This window comes from Sphingorhabdus sp. (assembly GCF_046292425.1).
Taxonomy (GTDB): Bacteria; Pseudomonadota; Alphaproteobacteria; order Sphingomonadales; family Sphingomonadaceae; genus Sphingorhabdus_B.
This window is the reverse complement of record NZ_JBKBQV010000044.1, coordinates 1-23,370: the sequence shown is the minus strand read 5'-3', so window position 1 is coordinate 23,370 and position 23,370 is coordinate 1. Positions and strand designations below refer to the sequence as shown.

Sequence of the window (23,370 nt, the reverse complement as noted above, 5' to 3'; positions counted from 1 at the left end):
GCTCATGAAGGATATCGGTTACGGCGCAGGCTATGCCTATGACCATGACAGCGCAGACGGATTTTCCGGCGCCAATTACTGGCCCGACGCAGTGGCGCCTACGGAGCTGTATCAACCTGTAGAACGCGGTTTTGAACGAAAAATCATTGAACGGATGCAATATTGGGACCGGCTGCGCGCGCGCCGTTCAGAGCCAGAGTCTTAACAATGCGCAGCTTCACCCGTTTTGCATGCGCCGATTGGTCAGGTGCAAAGGGCAGCCGCCATCCGGGCATTGCACTCGCTGTTTGCGGCCAAGGCGACGACGCCCCCCGATTGGTGACACCGCCGCGTGGCATTTGGTCGCGGCAAGCGGTCGCTGACTGGCTTCTTGCCCAAAATGACGACTTGTTAATCGGTTTTGACTTCAGCTTTGCCCCGCCAATTGTGGAACGCGGCAGTTACTTGCCAGGCGATGATCTTCCATTGTCTGCAAAGGGATTTTGGGCCTATGTTGATGCGGTCTGCGATGACCCCGATCTGGGCGCGGCGTCTTTCCTCGAATACCATCACCGCAGGCATTTCTATTTCGGCGCTGCGGATGGAACGAAGTCTGACTTTCTGTTCTGGCGGCAATGTGAAATACTGAACAAGACTAGTAGCGGAAAGACATCCACCGTCTATGACGCCATTGGCGCATCTCAAGTCGCCAAAGCAAGCTTTGCGGGTATGCGCTTCCTAAATCATGTGGGCGATCATGTCGCGATCTGGCCCTTTGATTCTGTCCCGGAACGCGGCACCGTCGTTGTGGAAATATATACCACGATCGCCGCTCGCGCGGCTGGCGTCGCCAAAGGACGGAGCAAGATTCGCGACAGCAGCGGTCTGGATGCTGCGTTATTGGCGCTTGGATCACGGCCACATCAACCACTGGATCGGTATACCGACCACGCAACCGACGCGATGGTGACTGCCGCATGGTTGCGTTCAGTGGCCGATAATCCACAAATTTGGGCTCCTAAATCATTAAATAGTGAGATTGCTGCAACTGAGGGCTGGACCTTTGGAGTCATTTGAGGCTAAGGGACGCGCCGAGTGCCGGCTTAGCTCAGTTGGTAGAGCACCTGATTTGTAATCAGGGGGTCACGAGTTCGAACCTTGTAGCCGGCACCACTTTTAATGACTTAGCCGAAATTGTACTCCAAGCAGTGGGCCCTAGGTACTGGCTAGGTAACAAGTCGGATATTTTCCGAATCGACTTAGTGCACTTCCTTTCGCGAGGTCCACCTGCAGCGCACCAATCTAGACAAAAGCGGCTTTTTACATCATCATACTCCTTCCGATCATGAAGGGAGTGTTCAGATATGGCTCAGTTTGTAATCGAGCGCGACATGCCCGGGGCAGGTTCGCTAACTGCCCCAGAATTAAAGGGGGCTGCACAAACCTCCTGTAGCGTTTTGCGCGAAATGGGTCCGCAGATTCAATGGGTGCACAGCTATGTCACCGACAACAAGATCTATTGCATTTATGAGGCCGACAATGCGGAGCTGATCAAATCGCACGCTGAAAACGCAGGATTTCCCGCAAATTCTGTGACCGAGGTTCGAACTATCATCAGTCCCGCCACTGCGGAGCAGTAAGAGCCCGTATAGAGGCGGCCAGAGCGTTATCTAAGCCTATAGCCTGCACCGTTCGCCCATAGCGCGCGTGGTGTCGGGAGTGAGATTATCTCCGAGGCGCTCCAGACCCCTATACCAATCATTTTATCCGATGCTTGTTTGACGTAGATCAATGACGTTGGTTTTCGGGCGGGTTAAACACCAGTTGCGACCCGAGGGAACTGTCTATGTCAGTTCTTCTCTCTGACCCCGAAATGGCCTCTCCCGATGTGTCATCTCGGGGTCTTCTTTATCCCTCACCGCCCTAATATCAGCTTAGATTGGCTCACCTTCAATAATATGACGAAGGTCGGGAGACGTTTTGCTGCAGGCTTGCTACCGTCAATAATCGCATTGCTGCGATTAGCGCGCCCTTCTGCAACGGTCGGAACAGAAGCGGACATTCTCCCAGTCCTTGGCCCATTTCTTTCGCCACGCAAACGGCTTGCAACAAGAAGCGCATATCTTCGATGGCAGGTTGGCTTTCTTGACCATTTTAGGCATGAATCTGTCCTCGCCGTTCGCGAAATGCGTGCAAACGTTAGTTACATATTTATCGCATATTTCACTATATTTTTGCGAAAGGCACTAAGCAATTGCTGCGCAGCATTTGTAGCGTTATTACCCCGCCATGCCTTACGGCGGCTCAGTGGGATGCTGGGGGCAAGTGTAAAGTTTCATCCCCAAGAAAACCCGGAAAACCGGGATCGAATGATAAACAGGAGAGTGATTATGAAATCGGGAAACCATCTGCTGAAGGCGGCAATGCTGTCGACCATCAGTATCGCTTCGCTGAGCTTGGGTTCAGCTGCCTTTGCACAAGACAATACACCTCAAGCCCGCGACGAAGTTGATGATAACGTCATTATTGTGACCGCGACCAAGCGGGAGCAGACGCTACAGGACGTGCCCATTTCGGTATCCGTGACGACAGCAGAGACGATTGAGCGGTCGCAGGTGCGTGATCTCATCGACCTGCAAACTCTTGTGCCTTCGCTGAAGGTTGGGCAGCTCCAAAGCTCTGCAAACACCAATTTCATCATTCGCGGCTTCGGCAACGGCGCCAATAACGCAGGGATCGAGCCGTCGGTTGGCGTGTTTATTGATGGCGTATATCGCTCACGTTCCGCAGCCCAGATCGGTGACCTTGCCAATATCCAGCGCGTCGAAGTCCTTCGCGGCCCGCAATCGACACTATTCGGTAAAAACGCCTCGGCGGGTATCATCAGCATCGTTACCAAAGAGCCACAGTTTGAATTTGGTGGCGGCGCAGAAATTTCTTATGGCAATTATGACGCAGTTGTTGTGCGCGGAAACGTGACCGGACCAATTGCGGAGACATTGGCCGTCGCGGTTGAAGGCAATTACAACAAGCGAGATGGTTATATAAATGTTGTGAACCTTAATACCGACTCCAATAACCGCAACCGCTGGGGCGTTCGCGGACAAATTTTATGGGAGCCAAGTGAGGCTGTAAAAGTTCGTTTGATCGGCGATTATGACAAGATTGATGAAGTCTGCTGCGGCGTCGCCAATGTGTTCAACGGCCCCACGGGCGCAGCTGTAGGCGCGCTGGGCGGCAACATTGATCGCAACAAGCCATTTTCGTACAATACTTACCAGAATTTTGAATCGGTCAACGATATCAAAAATTATGGCTTCTCGGGACAGGTTGATTGGGATCTGACCGACCAACTTTCACTCACAAGCATCAGCGCCTACCGCGCCGTGCGGTCATTCACCAATCAGGACTCCGACTTTACCAGCGCGGACCTCATCGGATCCAATTTCGCCGATACGACAATTGACACCTACACTCAGGAAATGCGCATCGCATCGGATTTTGATGGTATGTTCAACTTCCTGCTTGGCGGCTTCTATTTCAAGGAAGACATTGACATATCTTCAGGTCTTACCTTCGGCCGCGATTTCCGAAATTATGCGAACTTGCTCAGTGGCGGGGCCTATGGCGGCAATGAGGCGCTTATCCGTTTGCTAAATGGACTGCCGGCGGCAACGCCGACCACGCAATTTGGCGCGCAAGGACAAGGTCGTACGGAGAATTTTGATTACAAGAACACGGCCTATTCGGTGTTCGGACAGGTTGATTTCGAATTGACTGACCGTCTAACCCTTACCGGCGGGTTTAACTATACGAAGGACAAGAAAACGGTTGCATCGAACAACGCATCCACCGACGTATTTTCAAGTATCGACTTGGTTAGAACTGGCGTGAATGCCGGTATTCCTGCTGTCGTCGCCGCCAATCCGGCGTTCAACCCTTTTCTCGGGCTTCGGCCGTTGCAATTTCTGCCGCCGTTCTTGAATTACCCGAACGCAGTTGAAAGCGGCAAGACTAGCGATAGCGACTGGTCCTACACCATTCGCGCAAGTTATAAGTTCGATGAACGGATCAGTGGTTACGTAACTTACGCCACTGGCTTTAAAGCAACGTCGTTCAACCTGTCGACAGACAGCCGCCCGTTCCCGACGGACTTTATTCCCGGGTCATCGGCGCAGTCGCCAGCCCCTGCAACATCGCCTATTCGCAGCGCTGGCCTTGCCGTGAACAACCTTACCAGTGGAACGCGTTATGCCGGACCGGAGGATGCTGTCGTTTACGAACTGGGTCTAAAGGGGCAGTTTGACGGATTCGGATTCAATCTGGCTTTGTTCAAACAGGTACTTAAAGGGTTTCAGAGCAACGTATTTTCCGGCACCGGCTTTGTGCTTGGAAATGCAGAGAAGCAGTCGACCAAGGGTATGGAAATTGATGCGACAATTTCACCGGCCAATGGTCTGAACTTCACAGCGTCCTATACCTATCTGGACCCTAAATTTAACACATTTACCGGCGGTTCGGCGTTTAACGCAGGCAATAACATCGTACCCACCAACCTGACGGGTTTCACGCCAACCGGCATTTCGAAACACAGCGTTTCAGTCGGCGGGACCTATAATATTGCCGTTGGAGACGGTAACGCACTCATCCTGCACGCCGATTACCAGCTCAACAGCGCTTACCAGATTGCCCAAGGTCTACCGTATAAGGCCGCAATTGAATCGCTCAACGCGTCTATCGCCTTTGCATTCGACAACGGCTTGGAATTGAGCGTTTGGGGGCGCAACCTGACTGAACCTAAATATAACCCGGTAATCTTCGCGTCAGTGGCACAATCGGGCAGCCTGTCAGGCTATCCACCACCACCGCGTTTCTACGGTGCGTCTGCCAAGTTCAAATTCTAGGACGCCTTAATCCTCGGGGGAGGAGAAGCCGGGGCAGTAATCGCTGCTCCGGCTTTTTTCTGTCGAGAAAGCAGCTGCGGATATTTAAAATACACCGCATTGACGCGTGCAACCATCAAATATCAAAACACCGGAAAAATGGTGCCCGAGGGCGGATTTGAACCACCGACACGCGGATTTTCAATCCGCTGCTCTACCCCTGAGCTACTCGGGCTACGCGGCGAAAACCGCGTGGGAGCGCAGCCTATAGAGAGGCGATACGCCTCTTGGCAAGCGCAAAATCAGTCTGAACCGTCAGGATCAAAGCTATCCTCATATTCCGCCATGGGCCCTGGCACCCGATAACCTTCATCAAGCCATTTCAACAGATCGCGATCTTTGCAGCCTTGGCTGCAAAATGGTTTGGCTTCAGGCTTTTGCGGTTTCCCGCACAGCGGGCATTGGTTAGCTTTGCGCGACATGCACATGCCCATAGCCGGCGGCCTTTTCATCTGCAACCACCGCCATATCCGCCCCTGCGGCTCTGGTCGCCTCAGTCCGCCAAGGGGCCCATTTTTGTGAATCCAGCAACTGCGCAACATCCGGCCGGGCGGTTACGGTACGTGGACCAAAGCCCGACGATCGCGCAACATCGCGCAACAACCAAAGGGCCTGCGTCTCTTTCGAAAGCGCCGTAATATTAGTGCCAAACAGATGGTCAAGCACAGACGGCCTGGGACGTGCCCGTACAAGCTGCATTATGCCATAACCGTTGACGGCAGTGCGTTCAAACGGACGCTGGTCCAGGGCCGATGCTGCATCAAAGATATCGGCAATCTGTGTCCTCTGGGCCTTCGCTTCCATTGACACAAAATCGATCACGACCATCGCGCCGACCTGATACAGGCGCAACAGGCGCGCTATCTCGGTAGCTGCGACACTGTTGATGCCAAAGGCATCTCCGATGCCGTCGACGTCAAAAACGAGGCCGGCCTTTGTCCGCTGAAAGCTGACGGTCACATCACCCACCTGCGACTGGCCCGCGATGGCCGCGTCAAACCCCTCGGAGATTGATCTGGGCAGGAAATGTGCACCAAGCGCCGACAAGCGATTGTCCCATACAGCATCTTTGTCGGGCCGCTGTGGCGGCAGGCTATCGCACAGCATAATTTCTGGAGGCTTCCATCGACCTGGCTCGGCAAGCGCCTCTCGCGTTACTTCAAACGCCACTGTTTTACCTTCTGGATCGGCAGTTTTGCTGCGCAGCAAAAATTCGGCTCCATCGTCGGTAACCACATAGGCACCGGACGGTGTTTTACGCTCAATTCGGCCTCTGCCACGTTCGCCTAACGCCCAGTGCGCATCTCGCTGGATATGGATTTCAACGATTTTACCCTGATCGACAACTGCGGCGCGGCGCTCGCCCGGTGAATCATCGCGCCATATCTCAGGCAAGCGGATAACCTGATGCCCGCAATAGCGCGCGCGTCTCGTACAATGGCAGACCAATGACTCCCGAATGACTTCCGGCCATCCAGTCGATCAAAGCCTCGGCCTTGCCCTGAATGGCATAGCCGCCGGCTTTCCCAAGCCCCTCGCCGCTGTCGATATAGCCGTCGATTTCGTCAGAAGACAAGCGCTTGAAGCGGACTATGCTATCGCAGATCCGGCTTCGCATCCGCCCGTCCACATCTATCACCGCCACGGCGCTTAAGACATGATGGCGGCGACCGCTCAATAATGTCAGAAAATTGCGTTGCATGTCGGCGTCGGCGGCCTGCTGCAATATGCGACGTCCTACAGCTACGGTCGTGTCTCCTGCAATTATAATTTCGCCTGCCCCACGTGCAACCGCAGCCGCCTTTTCCCAGGCCATGCGAAGCGCGTAGACGCGGGGCACCTCTCCCTTACGGGGGGTTTCATCAATGTCAGGGGAAGCAATGCGCGCAGGATCAATGCCCAACCGCCCCAGAAGGTCGCGGCGGCGCGGGCTGGATGATGCCAATATGAGCGAAGGGTTCAGACCCAAGGTCTGTGCCCCTTATTTGAATCGGTAGGTGATCCGGCCCTTGGTCAGATCATAAGGGGTCAATTCGCAGAGAACTTCGTCACCCACGAGCACGCGGATGCGGTTCTTGCGCATTTTTCCGGCGGTATGGCCCAATACTTCATGGCCATTTTCCAGCTCGACGCGGAACATTGCATTGGGCAGCAATTCACGGACTGTCCCACGCATCTCTAGTAATTCTTCTTTTGCCATTCGGCCCCTTAAATCTTCAAAATTTCAAACTTGCTGCGCCTGTAAACCTAATGTTGGAAAAAGGGAAGCGCTACAGTGTAATCACGTTATTGCGACAAAATGCGACAAAGTTTACCTTCAATCCCTCGGATCATGCGTTATGTCCTCAACGCAATAACAATATGAGTTGAGCTTCTCCCCATGAAATTATTACCTTTTAGTGCACTTTTGCTCGCGTCTACTGCTGTCCCTGCGATGGCAATGGACGATGTCCAAAGCACCGGTAGCACTGTGGCAATTGCCAATGACGAAATTGAAGAAACCGTCGACGATGATTCTTCGGGTGAAATTGTGGTCACGGCGCAACGCATCCGGGGTTCAGTTGACACAGAGGTCCCGCCGGTCGAGCAGTTGGACGAGGCTGATATCGCAGCCTTGGGTGCATCGTCACTGACCGATCTGGTCGCCGCTGTTGCGCCTCAAGCCAACTCCGGACGCGGCCGTGGGGGTGGACAGCCCATCGTCTTGCTCAATGGACAACGCGTTTCTGGGTTTCGTGAGCTGCGTGATTTGCCGCCCGAGGCGATCCGTCAGGTTCAGATTTTTCCGGAAGAAGTCGCGCTGAAATACGGCTTCCGTCCCGACCAACGCGTAATTAATTTTATTTTGAAGGACAATTTCGCCTCTTTTGCCACCGAGTTTGAACATGCCCAGCCCCAAGATGGCGGCTTTGCCAGCAACGAATTTGAAGCAACGCTCACCCGCATTGGCACTAGCACAAGATTTAATCTGGATGTGGAACTGGAACGGTCCACAGCGCTGACAGAATCTGAACGCGACCTGATTGCATCCGGTGGGTCGTTATTGGCGCGTGGCGGCAATATTAGCGGCCTTGGCCTCAATGGAGAGATTTCTCCTGCGCTCAGCGCACTGGCAGGAACCATCGTATCCCAAGCTGGCATTCCACTCGGTACTGCTAACCCGACGCTTGCGCAATTTACGGGCACAGCGAACAATCTGAACAATAGCGACATTGGTGATGCACGGACATTGCTGCCCAAGACCGAACGGCTTGAGGTCAACGGCACATGGAGCCGATCACTCGGACCGCAAACTGTCTTGTCGCTCAATGCCAATTATGCGCTGACTGGAAGTCAGTCTTTGCTTGGTTTACCAGGCAGCAGCTTTATCGTGCCGGGCAGCAGTCCCTTTTCTCCTTTCGGTCAGGATGTGACGCTCAGCCGTTATTTCGATACCCCACGCCCGCTGGAGCGCGAGAGCGAAACGCATGTATTCCAGACCGGCAGCACCTTCAACCATCTACTTGGCGGTTGGCGCTGGACCGTTACTGGCAATTATGCGCGCACGGCAAATGATACCCGCACCACGCGCAATGCCGATTTCACGGCCTTGCGCGCGGGCGTTCTTGGGGGGACCATAAATCCGTTTGCCGCAGATTTCGGCGCTAATATCGTCTTCCTGGCACCTGATCTTGCGAGCAGTTTGACTCAGAACATTGATGTACGGAGCACCCTGGCTGGCACCCCACTAACTTTGCCAGCTGGTGATGTGCAGATGACCATTGCATCAGGCTTCACGCGGCAGATGCTGGACAGTGAAACATGGCGATCCGGTGTCACAACTGACATATCGCTTCGCCGGAATGTCATGAACCATTCGGTAAATGCCGAATTGCCGCTCACGAGCCGGGATTTCGGCATTGGGTCAACGATTGGCGAATGGTCGGTCAATGGCAACATCGGATATAGCGACCTGTCCGATTTCGGCAAACTGTTGGAATATGGCGCTGGATTGCGATGGGCCCCAGCACGAAACCTGACCTTTCAGGCGTCAATGACTGGTGATGAAAACGCGCCCAATATTGGCCAACTGGGCAACCCGATTTTGGTCACCCCCAATGTTGCCACCTATGATTTCACGCGCGGTGAAAGCCTGTTCGTTAACGTCATTACCGGCGGCAACCCTGCCTTGATTGGCGAAAAGCGCCGCGACATTATATTGAATGCCAACTGGAGCCCTGATTTTATCAAGGATTTCGCGCTTCAATTTAATTACTTCAGAAACAACAGCCGCAATACCACAGCCTCGTTTCCATTGCTTACGCCAGAGATTGAGGCAGCTTTCGCCAGCCGCGTTGTGCGTGACGTCGATGGCCGGCTGGTGAGCATTGACCAGCGCCCTGTCAATTTTGACCGGGAAAAATCGCAGCGTATTCGTTGGGGCTTCAACGTGTCAGGCAATATCGGCGCAGAAGCGCCTGCGCGTGGAAGAGAGAGCGGGTCTTCTGCTTCTGGTGGCCAGCGTGGCCCCGGTGCCGGTGCCGGTGGTTCCGGCGGCGGACCCCGTGCAAGCGGCGGCGGTGGTGGACGCGGCTTTGGTGGCGCAGGCCGCTTTGGTGCACCCGGCGGCGGTCAGCCAAGCCGATGGAATGTCGCGTTATACCACACTTACCGCATCCAGGAGGAAATCCTCATTCGTCCCGGCGTCCCTGTCCTTGACCTGCTTAATGGTTCTGCGACCAGCAGCAATGGCGGTGCATCGCGTCACGAAGTTGAGCTTTCAGGGGGGCTGTTTCACAAAGGTTTTGGTTTCCGCCTCCAGGGCACGTATAAAAGCGGGACCACCGTGGATGGCACAGGCCTTCCGGGCAGCAACGACTTGCGCTTTAGTGACATTGCCGCCGTTAATGCGTTTTTGTTCGTCAACCTCGATCAGCAGGCAAGCGTCATAAAGGCTGCTCCCTTCCTCAAGGGCAGCCGTATCACGTTGCGCATCCAAAACGTACTCAACGATATTGTCGATGTTCGGGACCAGAATGGCAATGTGCCGCTGGGGTATCAGCAAGGTTATATTGATCCGCGCGGTCGGGTTTTCGAACTCAGTTTCAGAAAGCGCTTTTAAGCGGGCGTCTAGGCTAGACGCAGCTTGCGCATGATGCGCCAGGCCACGGCCTTGGCCCTATTCTGGTGGGGAAAGCGACCCGGGGCCTTCGGGCTGCACCCCATCTTGCGCAAGAGGCTGTTGAAAGCCCGCGCATCCGCCTCGGCAAAGCTCCAGTCGCTGCGCCATGTAATAGACAGCGACAATGATGTCTCGGGGCCGTTACAGACATGATGCGGTGCCATAACGGGCACATAAACCGCTTGTCCCGGCTCTAACGTCCATTCGGTGCCACCACCCGCATAGCTGTCGTGCCATAAAAGGTTGCGGTGGCCACCCCTATGATATCCCTCATGGGTTTCATCCGGTGCAAAACGGGTGTCGCCAGCGGGAAATTGAGTCATCACCTTGGTTCCGCGCAACTGCATAAGAATGTTATGTTCAGGGTCGAAATGATAGGGCGTAACGGCGTGCGGGCTGGAGACAAATACGAAGGCTTGGGGCTTAAGCATCCGGCCCGTCTGTTTCTCGATATGCGGCTTCAATTCGGCCAACAGCCCCATCAACAGTGCATTATATTCCGCTTTCTGCTGGATGTTCTTCAGCACAGCCCAGCTACCGCTGCTATCGGCATGACGAATGGTATCGCCAAAAGTTAAGCCGTTGGCGGATACCAAAGCCGGATCGATGCCCAACGGCAGATCGCCTTTGTTATACTCGACAGATGCGGCTGGCAGACTCTCGGCCAAGGTGGCCAAAGCCTCAACAGTCAGAAGGGGATGATCGCGCAACTGGTGCAGCAACCGGTGCGGAGTTTCCGGATAATTGCTTACAAAATGCTGCCGTGCGGAGGAATCAAATATAGCGGTCATGTCTGGCCTCTCGGGGCGTTGCGCGCCAACTCGGCACTAAGCAACCGGTCGAAAACTGCCCGCCGGGCGCTCCCGCCAATCGCCACGGAATATCGTCCAACCACGCGCCGTCCGGTCCAAAGGCTGTCGATCATGGGATGCCCTTCGGCGGCGCAACTGTCGCACCAATCGACATCCGGTCGCTCAAGCAAATCCAGATTTTCAACCTGAAGCAATACGCCGGGGGAAAAGCGCGAAAAACTCTCATCAAAAGCCGTTTTGAACGAAAAGCTTCCCGGCGCGCTCAACAAGTTTATCAGCATGGCGAGCGGCTGGCCATCCAGCCGCAGATCGCGCCTTTCCAACTTTTTGGCAACGGCGGCGCCATTCATCACGTCGATGAACAAATTGCGTGTCGCATCGGAACAATCCAGGGCCGATCCATTTGCGCCCTTCCAGCCGCTACTTTCAAGTTTAAGAAATTCATCAACCCATGTATCAAGGCCTGCATCGCTGTCGCAGCGGGTGAAGTTCAGGACCCCTTCTTCGCTTAACCTGACCTTCTGGCGGCGCAGTTCCTTGCGCTTCTTTGGCCGGACGGCCTGTTCAAAATATGCAGCGGGGCTTAAATCGCTTTGCAGAAAGGCCCGGGTCGTGCGCGCAACACAATCGAAACGTCGGTTTTGTTCCTCGGCAACAATGGCCAGTGCCGTCACTAATGGCCCGTCGGTAGGCAACGCACATAAATGCACAAACAAAGCCGGGCCGGGCCGTGAGTCCAACGCATCCAGAAATCTGCGCCAGAACAACTGCTCAAATCCCGCGCGCACCAGTGGGACGCCTAAAAACGCATTATGGTGCAGCCAGTTTTGGAAATTCGGCACCCACCAGCGGCCATATTGCGGCTTGAACTTAAACGGCATCAGCCCGCATAAAGTGTCGCCGTCCCATAAGGTAAATATTTGCACGCGGCCTTCTGAATCGAAATGCCGCAGAGCAGGTGCCAGAAACCAGCTTTCGCAAAAGGGATTTGGCTCGGCACAACGGGTCGCAAGCATGTCCCACTGTCTGACAAACGCCGCATCGAACATATCCCGCCAGCTACCAAAGCCGCCAGAGATTCCGTCATTTTCACTAGCAACAGCCGACCGTGTAGCCACCATTCACCGCCATGTTCTCGTCAAAAAAGCATGACATAACAAAGGTTAACGAACAAATGGCTAACGCAACAAAAAGCCCCGCCGGAACTGGGTCCGACGGGGCTTTTTGAACTAAATGCTGCTTAGGCGTTAAACGCCGCCGCTCGCCAATGCTGCCAGGAGCAGCAGGGCCACGATGTTCGTGATCTTGATCATCGGGTTCACGGCTGGACCGGCGGTGTCCTTATAGGGATCACCTACGGTATCACCGGTTACGGCCGCCTTATGCGCCTCGGAACCTTTGCCGCCATGGTTGCCATCCTCGATATATTTCTTGGCATTGTCCCATGCACCGCCACCCGAGGTCATCGAGATCGCAACGAAAAGTCCGCCCACAATCACGCCAAGCAGGAGCGCACCGAGAGCCGCAAAGCCCTCTGCCTGACCAGCAACAGCAGTGATGATGAAATACACCGCAATTGGCGTCAAAACGGGCAGCAAAGATGGGATAATCATCTCTTTAATCGCTGCCTTGGTTACCAAATCGACGGTACGCGCATAATCCGGCTTGGACGCATAGGTCATGATACCGGGATCGTTCGCGAACTGGTCACGCACGTCCTTTACCACTTCGCCAGCGGCACGGCCCACTGCAGTCATGCCCATCGCACCGAATAGATAGGGCAAAAGCGCACCAAGCAGCAGCCCGACGATGACATAGGGGTTTTCAAGGCTGAAATTGACCTCAAGCTCGGGGAAATATTCCCTGAGATCGGCGGTGTAGCATGCAAAAAGCACGAGTGCCGCAAGGCCAGCCGAACCAATGGCATAACCCTTCGTCACAGCCTTGGTCGTGTTGCCTACCGCATCCAACGCATCGGTCTTTTCACGGACAGATTCGTCAAGACCGGCCATTTCGGCAATACCACCGGCGTTGTCGGTGACTGGACCATAAGCGTCGAGCGCTACGACCATACCCGCCAACGCCAACATGGCAGTAGCCGCAAAGGCAATGCCGATGACGCCAGCAAGCTGATAGGCAATGATGATACCCGCACAAATCACAATCGTCGGCATCGCGGTTGATTCAAGGCTGATCGCCAGACCTTGGATAACGTTGGTTCCATGGCCCGTTTCCGATGCTTTCGCAATCGAGCGGACCGGACGGTAATTGGTGCCGGTATAATATTCCGTGATCCAGATGATCAGGCCAGTGATGACAAGACCAAGGAGCGAACAGTAGAATAATGTCCGGCCGGTAAACCCGCCAACATCAACAGCCATGCCGCCCAACGCGTAGTCGATCGCGAACCAGATGGCCGGAATCGACAATATAGCCGTGACCAAAAAGCCCTTGTACATCGCGCCCATGATGTTCTTACCGCCGCCAAGACGGACGAAATAAGTTCCGATGATGGAGGTGATGACGCAAACCCCACCAATCAACAATGGCAGGCTCATAAGGTTCATGAACAACGCACTGTCGGTCACACCTTGCACGAGCAGAGCGATCAACACCATCGTTGCACCAACGGTGACAACATAGGTTTCGAACAAGTCAGCGGCCATACCAGCGCAGTCGCCGACATTGTCGCCAACGTTATCTGCAATAACCGCAGGGTTGCGAGGATCGTCTTCTGGAATGCCAGCCTCAACCTTGCCAACAAGGTCGGCGCCGACGTCAGCGGCCTTGGTAAAGATACCGCCACCCAGACGTGCGAAGATCGAAATCAGTGATGCGCCGAAAGCCAGTGCAACCAATGCATCGATCACTGGACGGCTGTTCGGTGCCATCATCGCTACATCGGTCAGATACCAGAAAAACACGGCAATGGCGAGCAAAGCAAGGCCAGCCACCAGCATGCCAGTGATGGCCCCTGCGCGGAATGCCATGGTCAGGCCGGCTTGAAGCCCTGTCTGCGCCGCAGCCGCCGTCCGGACGTTGGCACGTACCGAAATGTTCATCCCGATATAACCCGCAACGCCCGAAAGCACTGCGCCAATCACGAAACCAACGGTCGGAATAACGCCCAGAAACAGCGCCACAAGCACTGCGACCGCAACGCCCACAATGGCGATGGTGCGATATTGACGGCCAAGATAGGCTTTTGCCCCTTCCTGAATGGCCGCAGCGATTTCCTGCATTTTTTCATTGCCAGCCGAGGCGCTCAGCACCTGGCGGCTGGTTACAAAACCGTACACGACGGCAAGCAACCCGCACAATATTGCGATTATAGTCAGAGACATGAAATGATCTCTCCCCTCCTGTTTTGTCTAAACAACAATTGTTGACGCTCTCCTCCCGAGAAACGCAAGCCGTCAGCGTATAAGGCGGCATCGTCAGCTATGGCAACCCATTAAACGCGGCCATTTCCGGCGCTTATATCATTGATGTTGATAACCGAGGGTGGGTGGCAGTTTCACGCGCGTTGTGCCGTCTTTTAATCCCAACCCGCCGCCGGTAACGACATGGCCAATGGCGGTCGCCGGTACGGGCAGCACGACATGAGGCGGCGCCGTAAACAGCAGTTGGTAGTCATCGCCCCAGCTTGAAGCCTGCATCCGGCTCTCAAGACTATCGGTGCGATAGCTGACATAGAGCGGCGACAATGGTACGCAGGCAAGGTCAATTTCGATGCCAAGCTGGCTAGCGGTGGCAAGTCGTTCGGCGTCCAGCAACAAGCCGTCGGAGACGTCCATCATTGCCGTCACCAAAGGCGCAAGCGCCTGACCGTCCGTAATCCGCGCCACTGGTCGGTTAAACGCATCGGCGAGTGGCCCCACTTCGTCAAAGCCGGCGTCGATCAGCTCAAATCCAGCCAATGCATCGCCAAGTGTGCCGGTCACGTATAATATGTCGCCCACTTGCGCGCCAGAACGCGATGGAACGGGGCGGCAGGTCGCCCACCCAAGCGCGGTCAGCCCAAGCGCGCGTTTGTCCCCGCAATTGGTTACGGTATCCCCTCCGAGCAACGCCACGTTATAATGCGACAGTGCCTTTTCCAGACCATCGGCAAACGCCCTGTCCCAAGCATCATCGCCTAACATAAAGCCAAGCAGAACGCCCACCGGCGACGCGCCCTTTGCGGCGAGATCAGACAGGTTCGACGCCAAAAGTTTCCACGCGACATCGGCTGGATTGGCATTCGAACGGAAATGTACGCCCTCCGCCATCATGTCATGCGTAATGATAAGCGACGCATCGCCGCTATCGATTACGGCGACATCGTCAAGCAACCCACGTGCCGCAGGGTAAGTTGCAAAGCCGCGCAGAATGTTGATGAAGGTGGATTCGGTGGTCATTGCGTGATGTTAACGCATCACACGGGCAATCAGAACCATATTCAGGACATTATGCCTCAGCGGGCGCGCACATCCTTTGCAACGGCATCCAGCAAGCCATTGACGAATTTTGCGTCCTTCTTGTCGAAAAAGGCATGTGCGACATCCAGATATTCGTCGATAACGGTCGCGGTCGGGACGTCCGGCCGCGCAATCAGTTCGTAAGTGCCGCAACGCAAAAGCTGAAGCATCGTCTTGTCCAGCCGCTCCATCTTCCATTTCTCTCCCAGCTTGCCATCGACCAGCTCGTCAATTTCTGCGCGCCGCGCATCAACGCCCGACACGACATCGTCGAAAAAGTCGGGGTCTGCGTCCGCATATAGCGCATCTTCAATTTCCTGGCCGAGCCTGTGGGAATGAAATTCGTTCAACAAGCGCGCAATGCCGATGTCTTCCATATCCATTTGATACAGCGCCTGCACCGACGCAAGGCGCGCGGCTGAACGGGATTTGGATTTGGCGCTAGCGTTATTGGTACTCATAATCTTTTCCTGACACTCGCCGCATGGGCGGGTAAACCTTCGGCATCGGCAAGCGTGGCTGCTGCCGGGCCAATGATATTGATGGCGTTCCTGTCGAGCGCGATGAAGCTGGTGCGCTTCATAAAATCAAGCACTGAAAGACCAGACGCAAAGCGCGCACGCCGTCCGGTGGGTAATACATGGTTTGGCCCCGCAACATAATCACCAATCGCCTCTGGCGTCATACGACCCAAAAATACGGAGCCTGCGTGACGCACAAGATCGAACAGCAGCTCAGCGCGATTGTCATCCACCGCCAGCTCGAGATGCTCCGCCGCCAGTCGGTTAACCAGCGGCATTGCGCCTTCGAGATCATCGACAACAACAATCGCACCGAAGTCCGCCCAGCTTTGCCGCGCAACTGCGCCAGTGGAAAGCGTCGCAATTTGCGCATCGACGGCGGCCGATACTTTGTCGGCGAAGTCGGCATTGTCGGTAAACAGGATCGACTGGCTCGTCGGGTCATGCTCGGCCTGGCTCAATAGGTCAGCCGCTATCCATTCAGGGTCGTTCTTGGCATCGGCCACCACGACGATTTCCGAAGGTCCGGCTACCATATCGATACCGACGACGCCGTATAACTGGCGCTTTGCCTCTGCGACCCATGCATTGCCTGGGCCGGTAATGACATCGACGGGGCGGATCCGTTCGGTCCCATAAGCCAAAGCCGCAATCGCCTGCGCACCCCCTACCCGCCAGATTTCGTCCACACCTGCCAAATGCGCAGCCGCCATAACGGTCGGGTTTGTCTCACCACCCGGCGTTGGTGTGACCATGACGATCCGCCCGACGCCCGCCACCTTGGCTGGAATCGCGTTCATCAAAACAGAGGATGGATAAGCCGCCCGGCCACCAGGGACATATACGCCTGCCGCATCAACCGCCGACCAACGCGCGCCAAGCCGTACATTATCGCTGTCGCGATAGTCCCGGTTCTCAGGCAATTGCGCTTTGTGGTAAGCCTCAATGCGCGTAGCTGCGAGCGTCAACGCGTCCCGCAACTCGGGGGCGAGCGCTTCATAGGCCGCCTTGCATTGTGCCGCGTCAATTTGCCAACCCGCTTGATTTAGGTCGAAGCGATCAAATCGCTGGGTCATTTCGACCAGCACTGCGTCGCCATTTGCACGGATATCGCGGATAGTCTGCACCACTGCGCTCGACACGTCGGCGTCCGCCTCTCGCCGGCCATTCACCAGCGCGTCATATGCTTCTGGAAAGCCGCTGTCGGAGGAATCAAGCCGCTGCACGTGCCGCCGTCTGCTCTCTGAAACGTTGCACCATGGCAGGAATTGTTCCGCTCATCATCTTGTATGCCGCGCGGTTGACAATCAACCGTGCCGACACTTGGGAAATAACCGCCGTTTCAACAAGGCCATTTTCAGCCAATGTCTTGCCCGACGACACCAGATCCACAATCCGGCCCGAAAGCCCAAGCGAAGGCGCAAGTTCCATCGCCCCGTTCAACTTGACGCATTCTGCCTGAATACCGCGTGCGTGATAGTAACGGCTGGTCGTGGCAGGATATTTGGTTGCCACGCGTATATGCCCGCCATTGACGTCGTCTGTCGTGCCGTGAGGCATCGCTACCGAAATCCGGCAGCGACCGATACCGAGGTCAACGGGTGCATAAAGCTCTGAATAATTGAATTCGTCTATGACGTCCGAACCAACAATGCCAATCTGCGCCGCGCCATGGGCAACAAAGGTCGCTACATCAAAGGCGCGGACACGAATAATGCTAATCGCGGGGTCGTTGGTGGCAAACAGAAGCGCGCGGCTCGCTTCGTCGAAAAACGCAGCCTCAGGCTCTATGCCCGCCGCTTGCATCAACGGTAAAGCCTCGTCGAGAATACGTCCCTTGGGGATTGCAAAGATGATTGGTTCAGTCACAATGGCCGCGCTTTACGGGTCGCGGGCGGAAAGGGCAATATGGCAGAAACTATAGTGTCGCACGAATTTGGTTCCGGCGCGATGGATGATGCCCGCATATCTGAAGGCATCAAGGTTCAGGCAGAGCATTGCCGCCGCAACGATGCGCCCGTCACAGCACTGATCGTAGAGGCGCAGCTTGCGTTGATGCGAGGCGACACGAAATGTGGCCAGCGGATCGCAGATTGGCCCGGACTTCCGCTGGAGGACGCCCTTCCGCTGCGGTTTGCGGGCGGACTGCACCATTTGCATTTGACTGGAGCGGATGATCGTCTCGGCCCCATCTATAGCGGAGACATAAGCGACCAAGCCGAAGTCGATGCCCTGATCGCCGCTGTTACCCAAGACCATGACTTACAGTTGTTGCCATGGCTGGATGGCCCGCCCCAAACCAACGAAGCCGGGCGCTCGGCCAACTTCATGGCGGCACTGCTTTGGCTGTCACCAAGGGTTGGAAGCCGATTTGAATTGAACGAACTCGGTGCAAGCGCCGGTATTAACAGCATGATGGACCGTTATTATTATGATCTGGCTGGCGTTACCGTGGGGCCAGCAAATTCTCCGATGCGCATAAAACCGGAATGGCGTGGTCCCCCGCCGCCAGTTGCACCCGTGAATATTATCAGCATCCGCGGATGTGATCAGGCTCCAGTTGATTTGTCTGACGGTGAAGCAGCGTTACGCGTCAAAAGCTATGTCTGGCCGGAAAATGTCGAGCGCATTGCAAGGATGGACGCGGCCATATTGCTGGCTGCACAGGCGCGACCCGACGTAGTAAAGGCGGATGCGCTCGACTGGGTATTGGAACGCCTGTCTACCCCGCATGAAGCGGGCGTCGTGCGGATATTCCACCATTCGATTGTCTGGCAGTATATCCCCGAAGACCGACGTCACGAAATCCGCGCAGCTATTGAAGCGGCTGGTCAAAAAGCAACCGCCGAACGCCCGCTTGCCTGGGTCATGCTGGAAACCAACCGCGAAACGTTCAAGCATGAACTGTCCGTCAAACATTGGCCTGGGCCAGACCACTGGCATTTACTGGCCGAAGCTCAGGCCCATGGCGCATGGATCAACTGGCTCGCCGATTAGCGCAAAAACCTGTCCATCGCCGCGTTCACTGCATCGGGCTTTTCCCAGATCACGAAATGTCCGCAATTCTCGACCGGCGCAATGGTAACGTCGGGCACGAGTTGTTCGATGCCGTCGATATTGCTTGGCGGTAATGCCAGGTCATCCATTGCCCAGATTACCAACGTCGGGATCATCAACTTCGGGAACGCACCCGCGGCAAAGGCCGGAATTTCCGCTTCCTCATCCATTGCCGGCACATAAAGCGCCGACGCGCGGTACCAGTTAAGCATCCCGAAGCAGGCGTCGCGATCTGTCCAGTCGGCAAGCAAGGCCGCGCGTTCCTCTGGCTCCATGGCGCTTGGCTTGTCCCATTTGATGGTCTTTAACAACAGCCCTGTTAGCCCGTGTTCCTGCACTAACGCATCATTTGCCGGATCGCGGAAAGCGCGGATATACTGGCTCGATTCGCGCTGATTCATGTCGTTGATCAGCAGCCGCTGGAAAAGATAGGGATGCGGCGCGTTCGCGATGATGGCGCGCGGCACGCGGCCTGTCCATGCGGGGTTAAAAGCATTTGGCTGCCCGTTTAACGCGACGCTCCATGCTATCGCTCCGCCCCAATCATGACCCGCAATCACAAATTCGTGGACGCCCAACGCATCGGCGAGCGCAAAAATATCGGCGGTCAGTTTATCGGCAGTGTAAGCATCGACTTCCTGAGGTTTTGACGTTCCCCGATAGCCGCGTTGGTCAGGCGCGATACAGTAAAAACGATTGGCGAAATGGGCAATCTGATGCCGCCAGGTCCGGTGTGATTCTGGAAAGCCATGCAGGAAAATGATCGCCGGGTGATTGGGGTCGCCAGCGGTGAAGACGTCCATGTCGATCCCCGTCGACAACGACAGGCGATGCGGGGAAAGTTCAGTCATATCATTCCACCTGATTGTTCAGTTAACCCGTTTCACGCGGATGCCACGGCCGTTCATCACCATCATGTAGCTGCCAAGCGCACCGCGTTTAATGCTGTAGGCCTTGCCATTCTTCAAAAGCAACGGGCTCGCCTCTGTAGTCTGCCAGACCCCCGCGTCTTTAACCGTGAACTGGTATTTGCCATTGCCGATGGACTGAACCCCGGTCAACTCGCCCTCTATCTGCTTGAATTCTTCTTCCTGCTCTTCGTCATCCACTCCGAAGAACGGAATTTTGGGCAAGGAAAAACCAAACAGTGACCTTTTGGTTTTGCGCACTTCGCCCTGATCCAGAATCACGATTTGGCGGGTCTCGGCGGCGTCTTCCAATCCCTTGGCGGCTAAGTCAAAACAAGACAGCCGCGCAGCATTGTCGGCCAATGCGCGGCATGCCACGATATCTGAATATACTTTTGGACGGCTAATCTCTTTGTCGGCAGCATAAGTCGGCGCAACGCAAAGTGCAGCCAAAAGAACAGCATAGGTCATCTTAGGCATTATTTGATCTCCACTCTGCGCCGTATTTTCTGGTATCTGGCAATAGCTAAACTTCGCCTGGCGCACTAGCTTTGATTGCCAGCGCATGCACGCGCGTTCCGGGTATATCGCCCAGCGCCTTGTTCACCATCCGTTGCCGCATCAGGCGGGCAACGCCTGAAAATGCGGCGCTTTCAATTTCTATCGTGAAATGGGATTCGCCTGACCCGTCATCGCCGCTGTGGCCATGATGTTTCGCACTGTCGTTAATGACGGCAAGACGCGTTGGTGCGAACGCAGTTTCGAGCAGCGTTTCCATTTCTAATTGAGCAGGCCCTTTTTTCATGGCCTGCTCTTCCCATATGGCAGGTTTTTCGCCAAGGAAAATCATGGCCTCCGACCGCTTTAATGACCGATTTCACGGCCGCATTCGCGGTGCAGGCCGACAATGCGCCTATCCGCGCTGTCGTGAAGCTGGCGAATTTCGCGCGCCAGATCCGCACGGTCAGGCCGCGTCAGCCAACGGCCCCGGAGACTATCAGTATCTCTGCCTCGACCATGTGCGACAATTCAATGCGGGCTATAACTGGTTCGCCGGCATGACTGCCGATGAAATTTCCATGGCCCAAAGCCCGATAAACGCTTGGCCAAGCGAAACCCGAGCGTTCCGTGCCAATGGCAATGTTGATTCGCCGCCGAAATGGGCTGACTTCAAAGACCCGCTTGATGCCATTTCCACACGGTTTCGGTCGCGGCTGCCCAAGGAGCGCAGCGATGGCCACTTTCTGTCGCTAGAGGACCGAAAGGCGCTCCGGACGCTAGGGCTTGGCGAAGATGCTGATCGGAGGGCGTTGCGCAGTGCCTATTCAGCGAAGGTTCGCGCTTATCATCCGGACAAAAATGGCGGCAACCGGTCCTATGAAAAGGCTTTGCAAGACGTGATTGCTGCTTATACGCACCTTAAAACATCGCCCGCCTTCATTTGATGAGAACGACATGACTGACATTCCAAATATCCAGCCCGACAGCCGCGATGCGACAATCCTCGCCGCCCCTGACAAAACAGTCAGTGTGCGAGAATTGTTCGGCATTGATGTCGATATGGAATGTCCGGCATTCTCCATCGCCGACGAACGCGTGCCTGATACCGACGACAGTTATGTCTTTGACCCCGACACCACTCTCGCGATCCTCGCGGGCTTTGCCTTTAACCGCCGTGTGATGGTTCAAGGCTATCATGGCACTGGTAAGTCTACCCACATCGAACAGGTTGCGGCACGCCTGAAATGGCCATGCATTCGCATTAACCTTGACGCGCATATCAGCCGTATTGACCTTATCGGGCGTGACGCCATTGTTTTGCGCGATGGACAGCAAGTGACCGAGTTCCGCGAAGGTCTTTTGCCTTGGGCACTGCAGACGCCGACCGCCTTGGTTTTCGACGAATATGACGCTGGCCGACCCGACGTGATGTTCGTGATCCAGCGCGTGCTGGAAACCGAAGGCAAGCTCACTTTGCTCGACCAGAACCGCGTCATTCGCCCCAATCCCTACTTCCGCCTGTTTGCAACTGCCAATACCGTTGGACTTGGCGACACGAGCGGGCTGTACCATGGCACGCAGGCGATCAACCAGGGTCAGATGGACCGCTGGAACATCGTTGTTGGCCTGAATTATCTGCCGGCGCAGGTCGAAAGCGAAATCGTATTGGCCAAGGCATCGGGCACTGATGCTGCGACCGTCGCCAACATGGTGAAGGTTGCGGAGCTGACTCGCCAGGGCTTCATTAATGGCGATATATCAACGGTCATGAGCCCACGTACAGTCATAACTTGGGCACAGAATACCGCGATATTCAAAAATGTCGGTTTTGCCTTCCGCCTGTCGTTCCTGAACAAATGCGACGATGCCGAACGGGCCTTGGTCGCTGAATATTATCAACGCGTTTTCGGGCAGGATCTGCCTGAAAGCGTCGTTGGCAAATCAAAATAAGTACCGGCTATTTCGCCACCTGAAGTTAAAAGGACGATATATGCAACGCTTCGTACTCGCTTTCGCGCTCATGCTTTCCGCATCGCCGGCCTTCGCAGCGCTGAAACCCGGAACTCGCGCGACCGATTTCACGACGCAGGCAGTCCTCGCCGGTAATGTCGACACTTTTAATTTGAACAAGGCGCTGAAGCGTGGCCCTGTTGTGCTGTATTTCTATCCAAAAGCGTTCACGTCAGGCTGCACAGTCGAGGCGCATGAATTTTCCGAAGCTGCCGATGACTTCGCCGCTTATGGCGCATCAATCGTCGGCATGTCCGCGGACGATCTGGATACGCTGAAGCGCTTTTCGGTGGAGGCATGCCGGAATAAATTCACAGTCGGCATCGCCACCAAAGCGATGATCAAAAATTACAAGGTCGGCTTGCCTGCGACGGGCATGACCAACCGCACCACCTATGTCATCGCGCCTGACGGCAAGGTTCTGTTTGCCTATTCGCAACTGGGTGTGAAGGGCCATGTTTCGGGCGCCTTAAATGCCGTGAAAGCATGGCGGGCGGCCAATCCCAAAGGCAAATAATGCAGAAGACGCCCCTCCTTTTCTTACTTTTGTTGCTGGCGGGTTGCACCGTGGCCGTGGAATATGGTGATGTTCCGCACAGCACGCTGGCGGAAAACCCTCGCTGCAACCCTGAGCAAAATGGCAGCCTTGCTGTGACGGGTAAGGACTATTTCATCGTCACCAGCCGCTTGCCGGATTGTCGCAGCGACAATATCCAACTGACCAATCATCGCGGCGACCGGCTGCGCTACGCCAAGTTTTCACCACCACAAAAGATAAAGCCCGCCAAGGGCGATGCAAAAACTGTCGTCCCGCTGGCCTTTCGAACCGAAGCTGATTGGTGGGCCGGCCTGCGCGATGCCGCGAACCTGCGCAAGGGCCGCGTCTTGCTCTACGTTCACGGCTATCGCGAAACTCTGGCCACGACTGCCCGCGATGCCGTGCAGATCGGCGCAATGAGCAATTTTGACGGGCCAGTCATTCATTATAGCTGGCCTTCACAAGGCAATTTGCTGAGCT

General features: G+C 55.4%; 25 protein-coding genes, 2 tRNA genes and 1 pseudogene. 11 read left to right on the top strand and 17 right to left on the bottom strand.

Annotation, left to right across the window (positions count from 1 at the left end; all coding sequences use genetic code 11):
• From ACK4S7_RS09795 to ACK4S7_RS09780, 4 genes and pseudogenes are all read left to right on the top strand, one after another.
• A pseudogene (locus ACK4S7_RS09795) lies at positions 1 to 205 on the top strand (replication-associated recombination protein A); the annotation flags it as partial.
• A 2-nt stretch (positions 206 to 207) separates the two neighbouring features.
• Positions 208 to 1,056: a hypothetical protein gene (locus ACK4S7_RS09790; RefSeq protein ID WP_409646368.1), complete on the top strand. Its 849-nt coding sequence runs from the start codon at positions 208 to 210 to the stop codon at positions 1,054 to 1,056.
• A gap of 20 nt (positions 1,057 to 1,076) precedes the next feature.
• Positions 1,077 to 1,152 (top strand) — tRNA-Thr (locus tag ACK4S7_RS09785).
• Between the two features lie 191 nt (positions 1,153 to 1,343).
• Entirely contained in the window at positions 1,344 to 1,619 is a 276-nt protein-coding gene (locus tag ACK4S7_RS09780) for a DUF4242 domain-containing protein (RefSeq protein WP_409646366.1), read from the top strand.
• Positions 1,620 to 1,894: 275 nt separating this feature from the next.
• On the opposite strand, the gene ACK4S7_RS09775 is transcribed toward ACK4S7_RS09780, so the two are convergent.
• Both ACK4S7_RS09775 and ACK4S7_RS09770 read right to left on the bottom strand, forming a co-directional pair.
• Positions 1,895 to 2,041, bottom strand: coding sequence for a hypothetical protein (locus tag ACK4S7_RS09775; RefSeq protein WP_409646373.1), 147 nt, complete (start codon positions 2,039 to 2,041; stop codon positions 1,895 to 1,897).
• The gene (locus tag ACK4S7_RS09770; RefSeq protein WP_409646371.1) at positions 2,001 to 2,132 is read right to left on the bottom strand and encodes a DUF2256 domain-containing protein; all 132 of its coding nucleotides are present in this window, start codon (positions 2,130 to 2,132) and stop codon (positions 2,001 to 2,003) included. Before ACK4S7_RS09770 ends, ACK4S7_RS09775 begins: the two co-directional genes overlap by 41 nt.
• 237 nt (positions 2,133 to 2,369) lie before the next feature.
• Here ACK4S7_RS09770 and ACK4S7_RS09765 point away from each other — a divergent pair, with 237 nt between their 5' ends.
• Positions 2,370 to 4,883, top strand: coding sequence for a TonB-dependent receptor (locus ACK4S7_RS09765; RefSeq protein ID WP_409646365.1), 2,514 nt, complete (start codon positions 2,370 to 2,372; stop codon positions 4,881 to 4,883).
• 139 nt (positions 4,884 to 5,022) lie between these two features.
• Here the strand turns inward: ACK4S7_RS09765 and ACK4S7_RS09760 are convergent.
• The 5 genes from ACK4S7_RS09760 to infA all read right to left on the bottom strand — a co-directional run bounded on the left by ACK4S7_RS09760 (position 5,023) and on the right by infA (position 7,122).
• Positions 5,023 to 5,097, bottom strand: a tRNA-Phe gene (locus tag ACK4S7_RS09760).
• 67 nt (positions 5,098 to 5,164) lie between these two features.
• Positions 5,165 to 5,344 carry a DNA gyrase inhibitor YacG gene (locus tag ACK4S7_RS09755; protein WP_409646363.1) on the bottom strand — a complete coding sequence of 60 codons (180 nt, stop codon included), beginning with the start codon at positions 5,342 to 5,344 and terminating at the stop codon, positions 5,165 to 5,167.
• Complete coding sequence (locus ACK4S7_RS09750; RefSeq protein WP_409646362.1) at positions 5,328 to 6,317, bottom strand: ribonuclease E/G; 990 nt, start codon at positions 6,315 to 6,317, stop codon at positions 5,328 to 5,330. Before ACK4S7_RS09750 ends, ACK4S7_RS09755 begins: the two co-directional genes overlap by 17 nt.
• Positions 6,310 to 6,885 carry a Maf family protein gene (locus tag ACK4S7_RS09745; RefSeq protein WP_409646369.1) on the bottom strand — a complete coding sequence of 192 codons (576 nt, stop codon included), beginning with the start codon at positions 6,883 to 6,885 and terminating at the stop codon, positions 6,310 to 6,312. Before ACK4S7_RS09745 ends, ACK4S7_RS09750 begins: the two co-directional genes overlap by 8 nt.
• An 18-nt stretch (positions 6,886 to 6,903) precedes the next feature.
• Entirely contained in the window at positions 6,904 to 7,122 is a 219-nt protein-coding gene (gene infA / locus ACK4S7_RS09740) for a translation initiation factor IF-1 (RefSeq protein WP_125230427.1), read from the bottom strand.
• 180 nt (positions 7,123 to 7,302) lie between these two features.
• On the opposite strand from infA, the gene ACK4S7_RS09735 reads away from it, so the two are divergent.
• Complete coding sequence (locus ACK4S7_RS09735) at positions 7,303 to 10,023, top strand: TonB-dependent receptor (RefSeq protein ID WP_409646360.1); 2,721 nt, start codon at positions 7,303 to 7,305, stop codon at positions 10,021 to 10,023.
• Between the two features lie 8 nt (positions 10,024 to 10,031).
• Here ACK4S7_RS09735 and ACK4S7_RS09730 read toward each other — a convergent pair whose 3' ends face one another.
• The 7 genes from ACK4S7_RS09730 to hisG all read right to left on the bottom strand — a co-directional run bounded on the left by ACK4S7_RS09730 (position 10,032) and on the right by hisG (position 17,745).
• Positions 10,032 to 10,874, bottom strand: a complete 843-nt coding sequence (locus ACK4S7_RS09730; RefSeq protein WP_409646358.1) for a cupin-like domain-containing protein — start codon at positions 10,872 to 10,874, stop codon at positions 10,032 to 10,034.
• Positions 10,871 to 12,016 carry a GNAT family N-acetyltransferase gene (locus ACK4S7_RS09725; protein WP_409646356.1) on the bottom strand — a complete coding sequence of 382 codons (1,146 nt, stop codon included), beginning with the start codon at positions 12,014 to 12,016 and terminating at the stop codon, positions 10,871 to 10,873. The genes ACK4S7_RS09730 and ACK4S7_RS09725 overlap by 4 nt, the downstream gene beginning before the upstream one ends.
• 126 nt (positions 12,017 to 12,142) lie before the next feature.
• On the bottom strand, positions 12,143 to 14,239 hold the full coding sequence (locus ACK4S7_RS09720; protein ID WP_409646354.1) for a sodium-translocating pyrophosphatase: 2,097 nt from the start codon (positions 14,237 to 14,239) through the stop codon (positions 12,143 to 12,145).
• A gap of 138 nt (positions 14,240 to 14,377) precedes the next feature.
• The gene (thiL, locus tag ACK4S7_RS09715; RefSeq protein ID WP_409646353.1) at positions 14,378 to 15,295 is read right to left on the bottom strand and encodes a thiamine-phosphate kinase; all 918 of its coding nucleotides are present in this window, start codon (positions 15,293 to 15,295) and stop codon (positions 14,378 to 14,380) included.
• A 56-nt stretch (positions 15,296 to 15,351) separates the two neighbouring features.
• The gene (nusB, locus tag ACK4S7_RS09710; protein WP_409646351.1) at positions 15,352 to 15,816 is read right to left on the bottom strand and encodes a transcription antitermination factor NusB; all 465 of its coding nucleotides are present in this window, start codon (positions 15,814 to 15,816) and stop codon (positions 15,352 to 15,354) included.
• The gene (gene hisD / locus ACK4S7_RS09705) at positions 15,813 to 17,102 is read right to left on the bottom strand and encodes a histidinol dehydrogenase (protein ID WP_409646349.1); all 1,290 of its coding nucleotides are present in this window, start codon (positions 17,100 to 17,102) and stop codon (positions 15,813 to 15,815) included. Before hisD ends, nusB begins: the two co-directional genes overlap by 4 nt.
• Positions 17,089 to 17,745 (bottom strand): ATP phosphoribosyltransferase, encoded by a 657-nt coding sequence (hisG, locus tag ACK4S7_RS09700; RefSeq protein ID WP_409646347.1) that lies wholly within the window; start codon positions 17,743 to 17,745, stop codon positions 17,089 to 17,091. The genes hisD and hisG overlap by 14 nt, the downstream gene beginning before the upstream one ends.
• A gap of 39 nt (positions 17,746 to 17,784) precedes the next feature.
• Here hisG and ACK4S7_RS09695 point away from each other — a divergent pair, with 39 nt between their 5' ends.
• A complete protein-coding gene (locus tag ACK4S7_RS09695; protein ID WP_409646345.1) occupies positions 17,785 to 18,873 on the top strand; it encodes a DUF2332 domain-containing protein in 1,089 nt (362 codons plus the stop codon).
• Here ACK4S7_RS09695 and ACK4S7_RS09690 read toward each other — a convergent pair.
• Genes ACK4S7_RS09690 through ACK4S7_RS09680 form a run of 3 tightly spaced genes read right to left on the bottom strand, consistent with a single transcriptional unit; the run spans position 18,870 to position 20,646 of the window.
• A complete protein-coding gene (locus ACK4S7_RS09690) occupies positions 18,870 to 19,784 on the bottom strand; it encodes an alpha/beta fold hydrolase (protein ID WP_409646343.1) in 915 nt (304 codons plus the stop codon). The genes ACK4S7_RS09695 and ACK4S7_RS09690 overlap by 4 nt on opposite strands.
• 18 nt (positions 19,785 to 19,802) lie before the next feature.
• Positions 19,803 to 20,321, bottom strand: a complete 519-nt coding sequence (locus tag ACK4S7_RS09685) for a hypothetical protein (RefSeq protein ID WP_409646341.1) — start codon at positions 20,319 to 20,321, stop codon at positions 19,803 to 19,805.
• 46 nt (positions 20,322 to 20,367) lie between these two features.
• Complete coding sequence (locus ACK4S7_RS09680; RefSeq protein WP_409646339.1) at positions 20,368 to 20,646, bottom strand: BolA family protein; 279 nt, start codon at positions 20,644 to 20,646, stop codon at positions 20,368 to 20,370.
• A 43-nt stretch (positions 20,647 to 20,689) separates the two neighbouring features.
• Here ACK4S7_RS09680 and ACK4S7_RS09675 point away from each other — a divergent pair, with 43 nt between their 5' ends.
• From ACK4S7_RS09675 to ACK4S7_RS09660, 4 genes are all read left to right on the top strand, one after another.
• On the top strand, positions 20,690 to 21,286 hold the full coding sequence (locus ACK4S7_RS09675; RefSeq protein WP_409646337.1) for a J domain-containing protein: 597 nt from the start codon (positions 20,690 to 20,692) through the stop codon (positions 21,284 to 21,286).
• Positions 21,287 to 21,296: 10 nt separating this feature from the next.
• The gene (cobS, locus tag ACK4S7_RS09670; RefSeq protein WP_409646335.1) at positions 21,297 to 22,292 is read left to right on the top strand and encodes a cobaltochelatase subunit CobS; all 996 of its coding nucleotides are present in this window, start codon (positions 21,297 to 21,299) and stop codon (positions 22,290 to 22,292) included.
• Between the two features lie 40 nt (positions 22,293 to 22,332).
• A complete protein-coding gene (locus ACK4S7_RS09665) occupies positions 22,333 to 22,869 on the top strand; it encodes a peroxiredoxin (protein WP_409646333.1) in 537 nt (178 codons plus the stop codon).
• Positions 22,869 to 23,370: alpha/beta hydrolase (locus tag ACK4S7_RS09660; protein ID WP_409646332.1), on the top strand; the 502-nt coding region annotated here is incomplete at its 3' end. The genes ACK4S7_RS09665 and ACK4S7_RS09660, both read left to right, overlap by 1 nt.

Bases quoted from the DNA above. Each gene is read 5' to 3' on its own strand.
- ACK4S7_RS09790 (WP_409646368.1), top strand. From the start codon at position 208: ATGCGCAGCTTCACCCGTTTTGCATGCGCCGATTGGTCAGGTGCAAAG.
- ACK4S7_RS09780 (WP_409646366.1), top strand. From the start codon at position 1,344: ATGGCTCAGTTTGTAATCGAGCGCGACATGCCCGGGGCAGGTTCGCTA.
- ACK4S7_RS09775 (WP_409646373.1), bottom strand. From the start codon at position 2,041: ATGTCCGCTTCTGTTCCGACCGTTGCAGAAGGGCGCGCTAATCGCAGC.
- ACK4S7_RS09770 (WP_409646371.1), bottom strand. From the start codon at position 2,132: ATGGTCAAGAAAGCCAACCTGCCATCGAAGATATGCGCTTCTTGTTGC.
- ACK4S7_RS09765 (WP_409646365.1), top strand. From the start codon at position 2,370: ATGAAATCGGGAAACCATCTGCTGAAGGCGGCAATGCTGTCGACCATC.
- ACK4S7_RS09755 (WP_409646363.1), bottom strand. From the start codon at position 5,344: ATGTCGCGCAAAGCTAACCAATGCCCGCTGTGCGGGAAACCGCAAAAG.
- infA (WP_125230427.1), bottom strand. From the start codon at position 7,122: ATGGCAAAAGAAGAATTACTAGAGATGCGTGGGACAGTCCGTGAATTG.
- ACK4S7_RS09735 (WP_409646360.1), top strand. From the start codon at position 7,303: ATGAAATTATTACCTTTTAGTGCACTTTTGCTCGCGTCTACTGCTGTC.
- ACK4S7_RS09730 (WP_409646358.1), bottom strand. From the start codon at position 10,874: ATGACCGCTATATTTGATTCCTCCGCACGGCAGCATTTTGTAAGCAAT.
- ACK4S7_RS09725 (WP_409646356.1), bottom strand. From the start codon at position 12,016: ATGGTGGCTACACGGTCGGCTGTTGCTAGTGAAAATGACGGAATCTCT.
- ACK4S7_RS09720 (WP_409646354.1), bottom strand. From the start codon at position 14,239: ATGTCTCTGACTATAATCGCAATATTGTGCGGGTTGCTTGCCGTCGTG.
- thiL (WP_409646353.1), bottom strand. From the start codon at position 15,295: ATGACCACCGAATCCACCTTCATCAACATTCTGCGCGGCTTTGCAACT.
- nusB (WP_409646351.1), bottom strand. From the start codon at position 15,816: ATGAGTACCAATAACGCTAGCGCCAAATCCAAATCCCGTTCAGCCGCG.
- ACK4S7_RS09695 (WP_409646345.1), top strand. From the start codon at position 17,785: ATGGCAGAAACTATAGTGTCGCACGAATTTGGTTCCGGCGCGATGGAT.
- ACK4S7_RS09690 (WP_409646343.1), bottom strand. From the start codon at position 19,784: ATGACTGAACTTTCCCCGCATCGCCTGTCGTTGTCGACGGGGATCGAC.
- ACK4S7_RS09685 (WP_409646341.1), bottom strand. From the start codon at position 20,321: ATGCCTAAGATGACCTATGCTGTTCTTTTGGCTGCACTTTGCGTTGCG.
- ACK4S7_RS09680 (WP_409646339.1), bottom strand. From the start codon at position 20,646: ATGAAAAAAGGGCCTGCTCAATTAGAAATGGAAACGCTGCTCGAAACT.
- ACK4S7_RS09675 (WP_409646337.1), top strand. From the start codon at position 20,690: ATGGCCTCCGACCGCTTTAATGACCGATTTCACGGCCGCATTCGCGGT.
- cobS (WP_409646335.1), top strand. From the start codon at position 21,297: ATGACTGACATTCCAAATATCCAGCCCGACAGCCGCGATGCGACAATC.
- ACK4S7_RS09665 (WP_409646333.1), top strand. From the start codon at position 22,333: ATGCAACGCTTCGTACTCGCTTTCGCGCTCATGCTTTCCGCATCGCCG.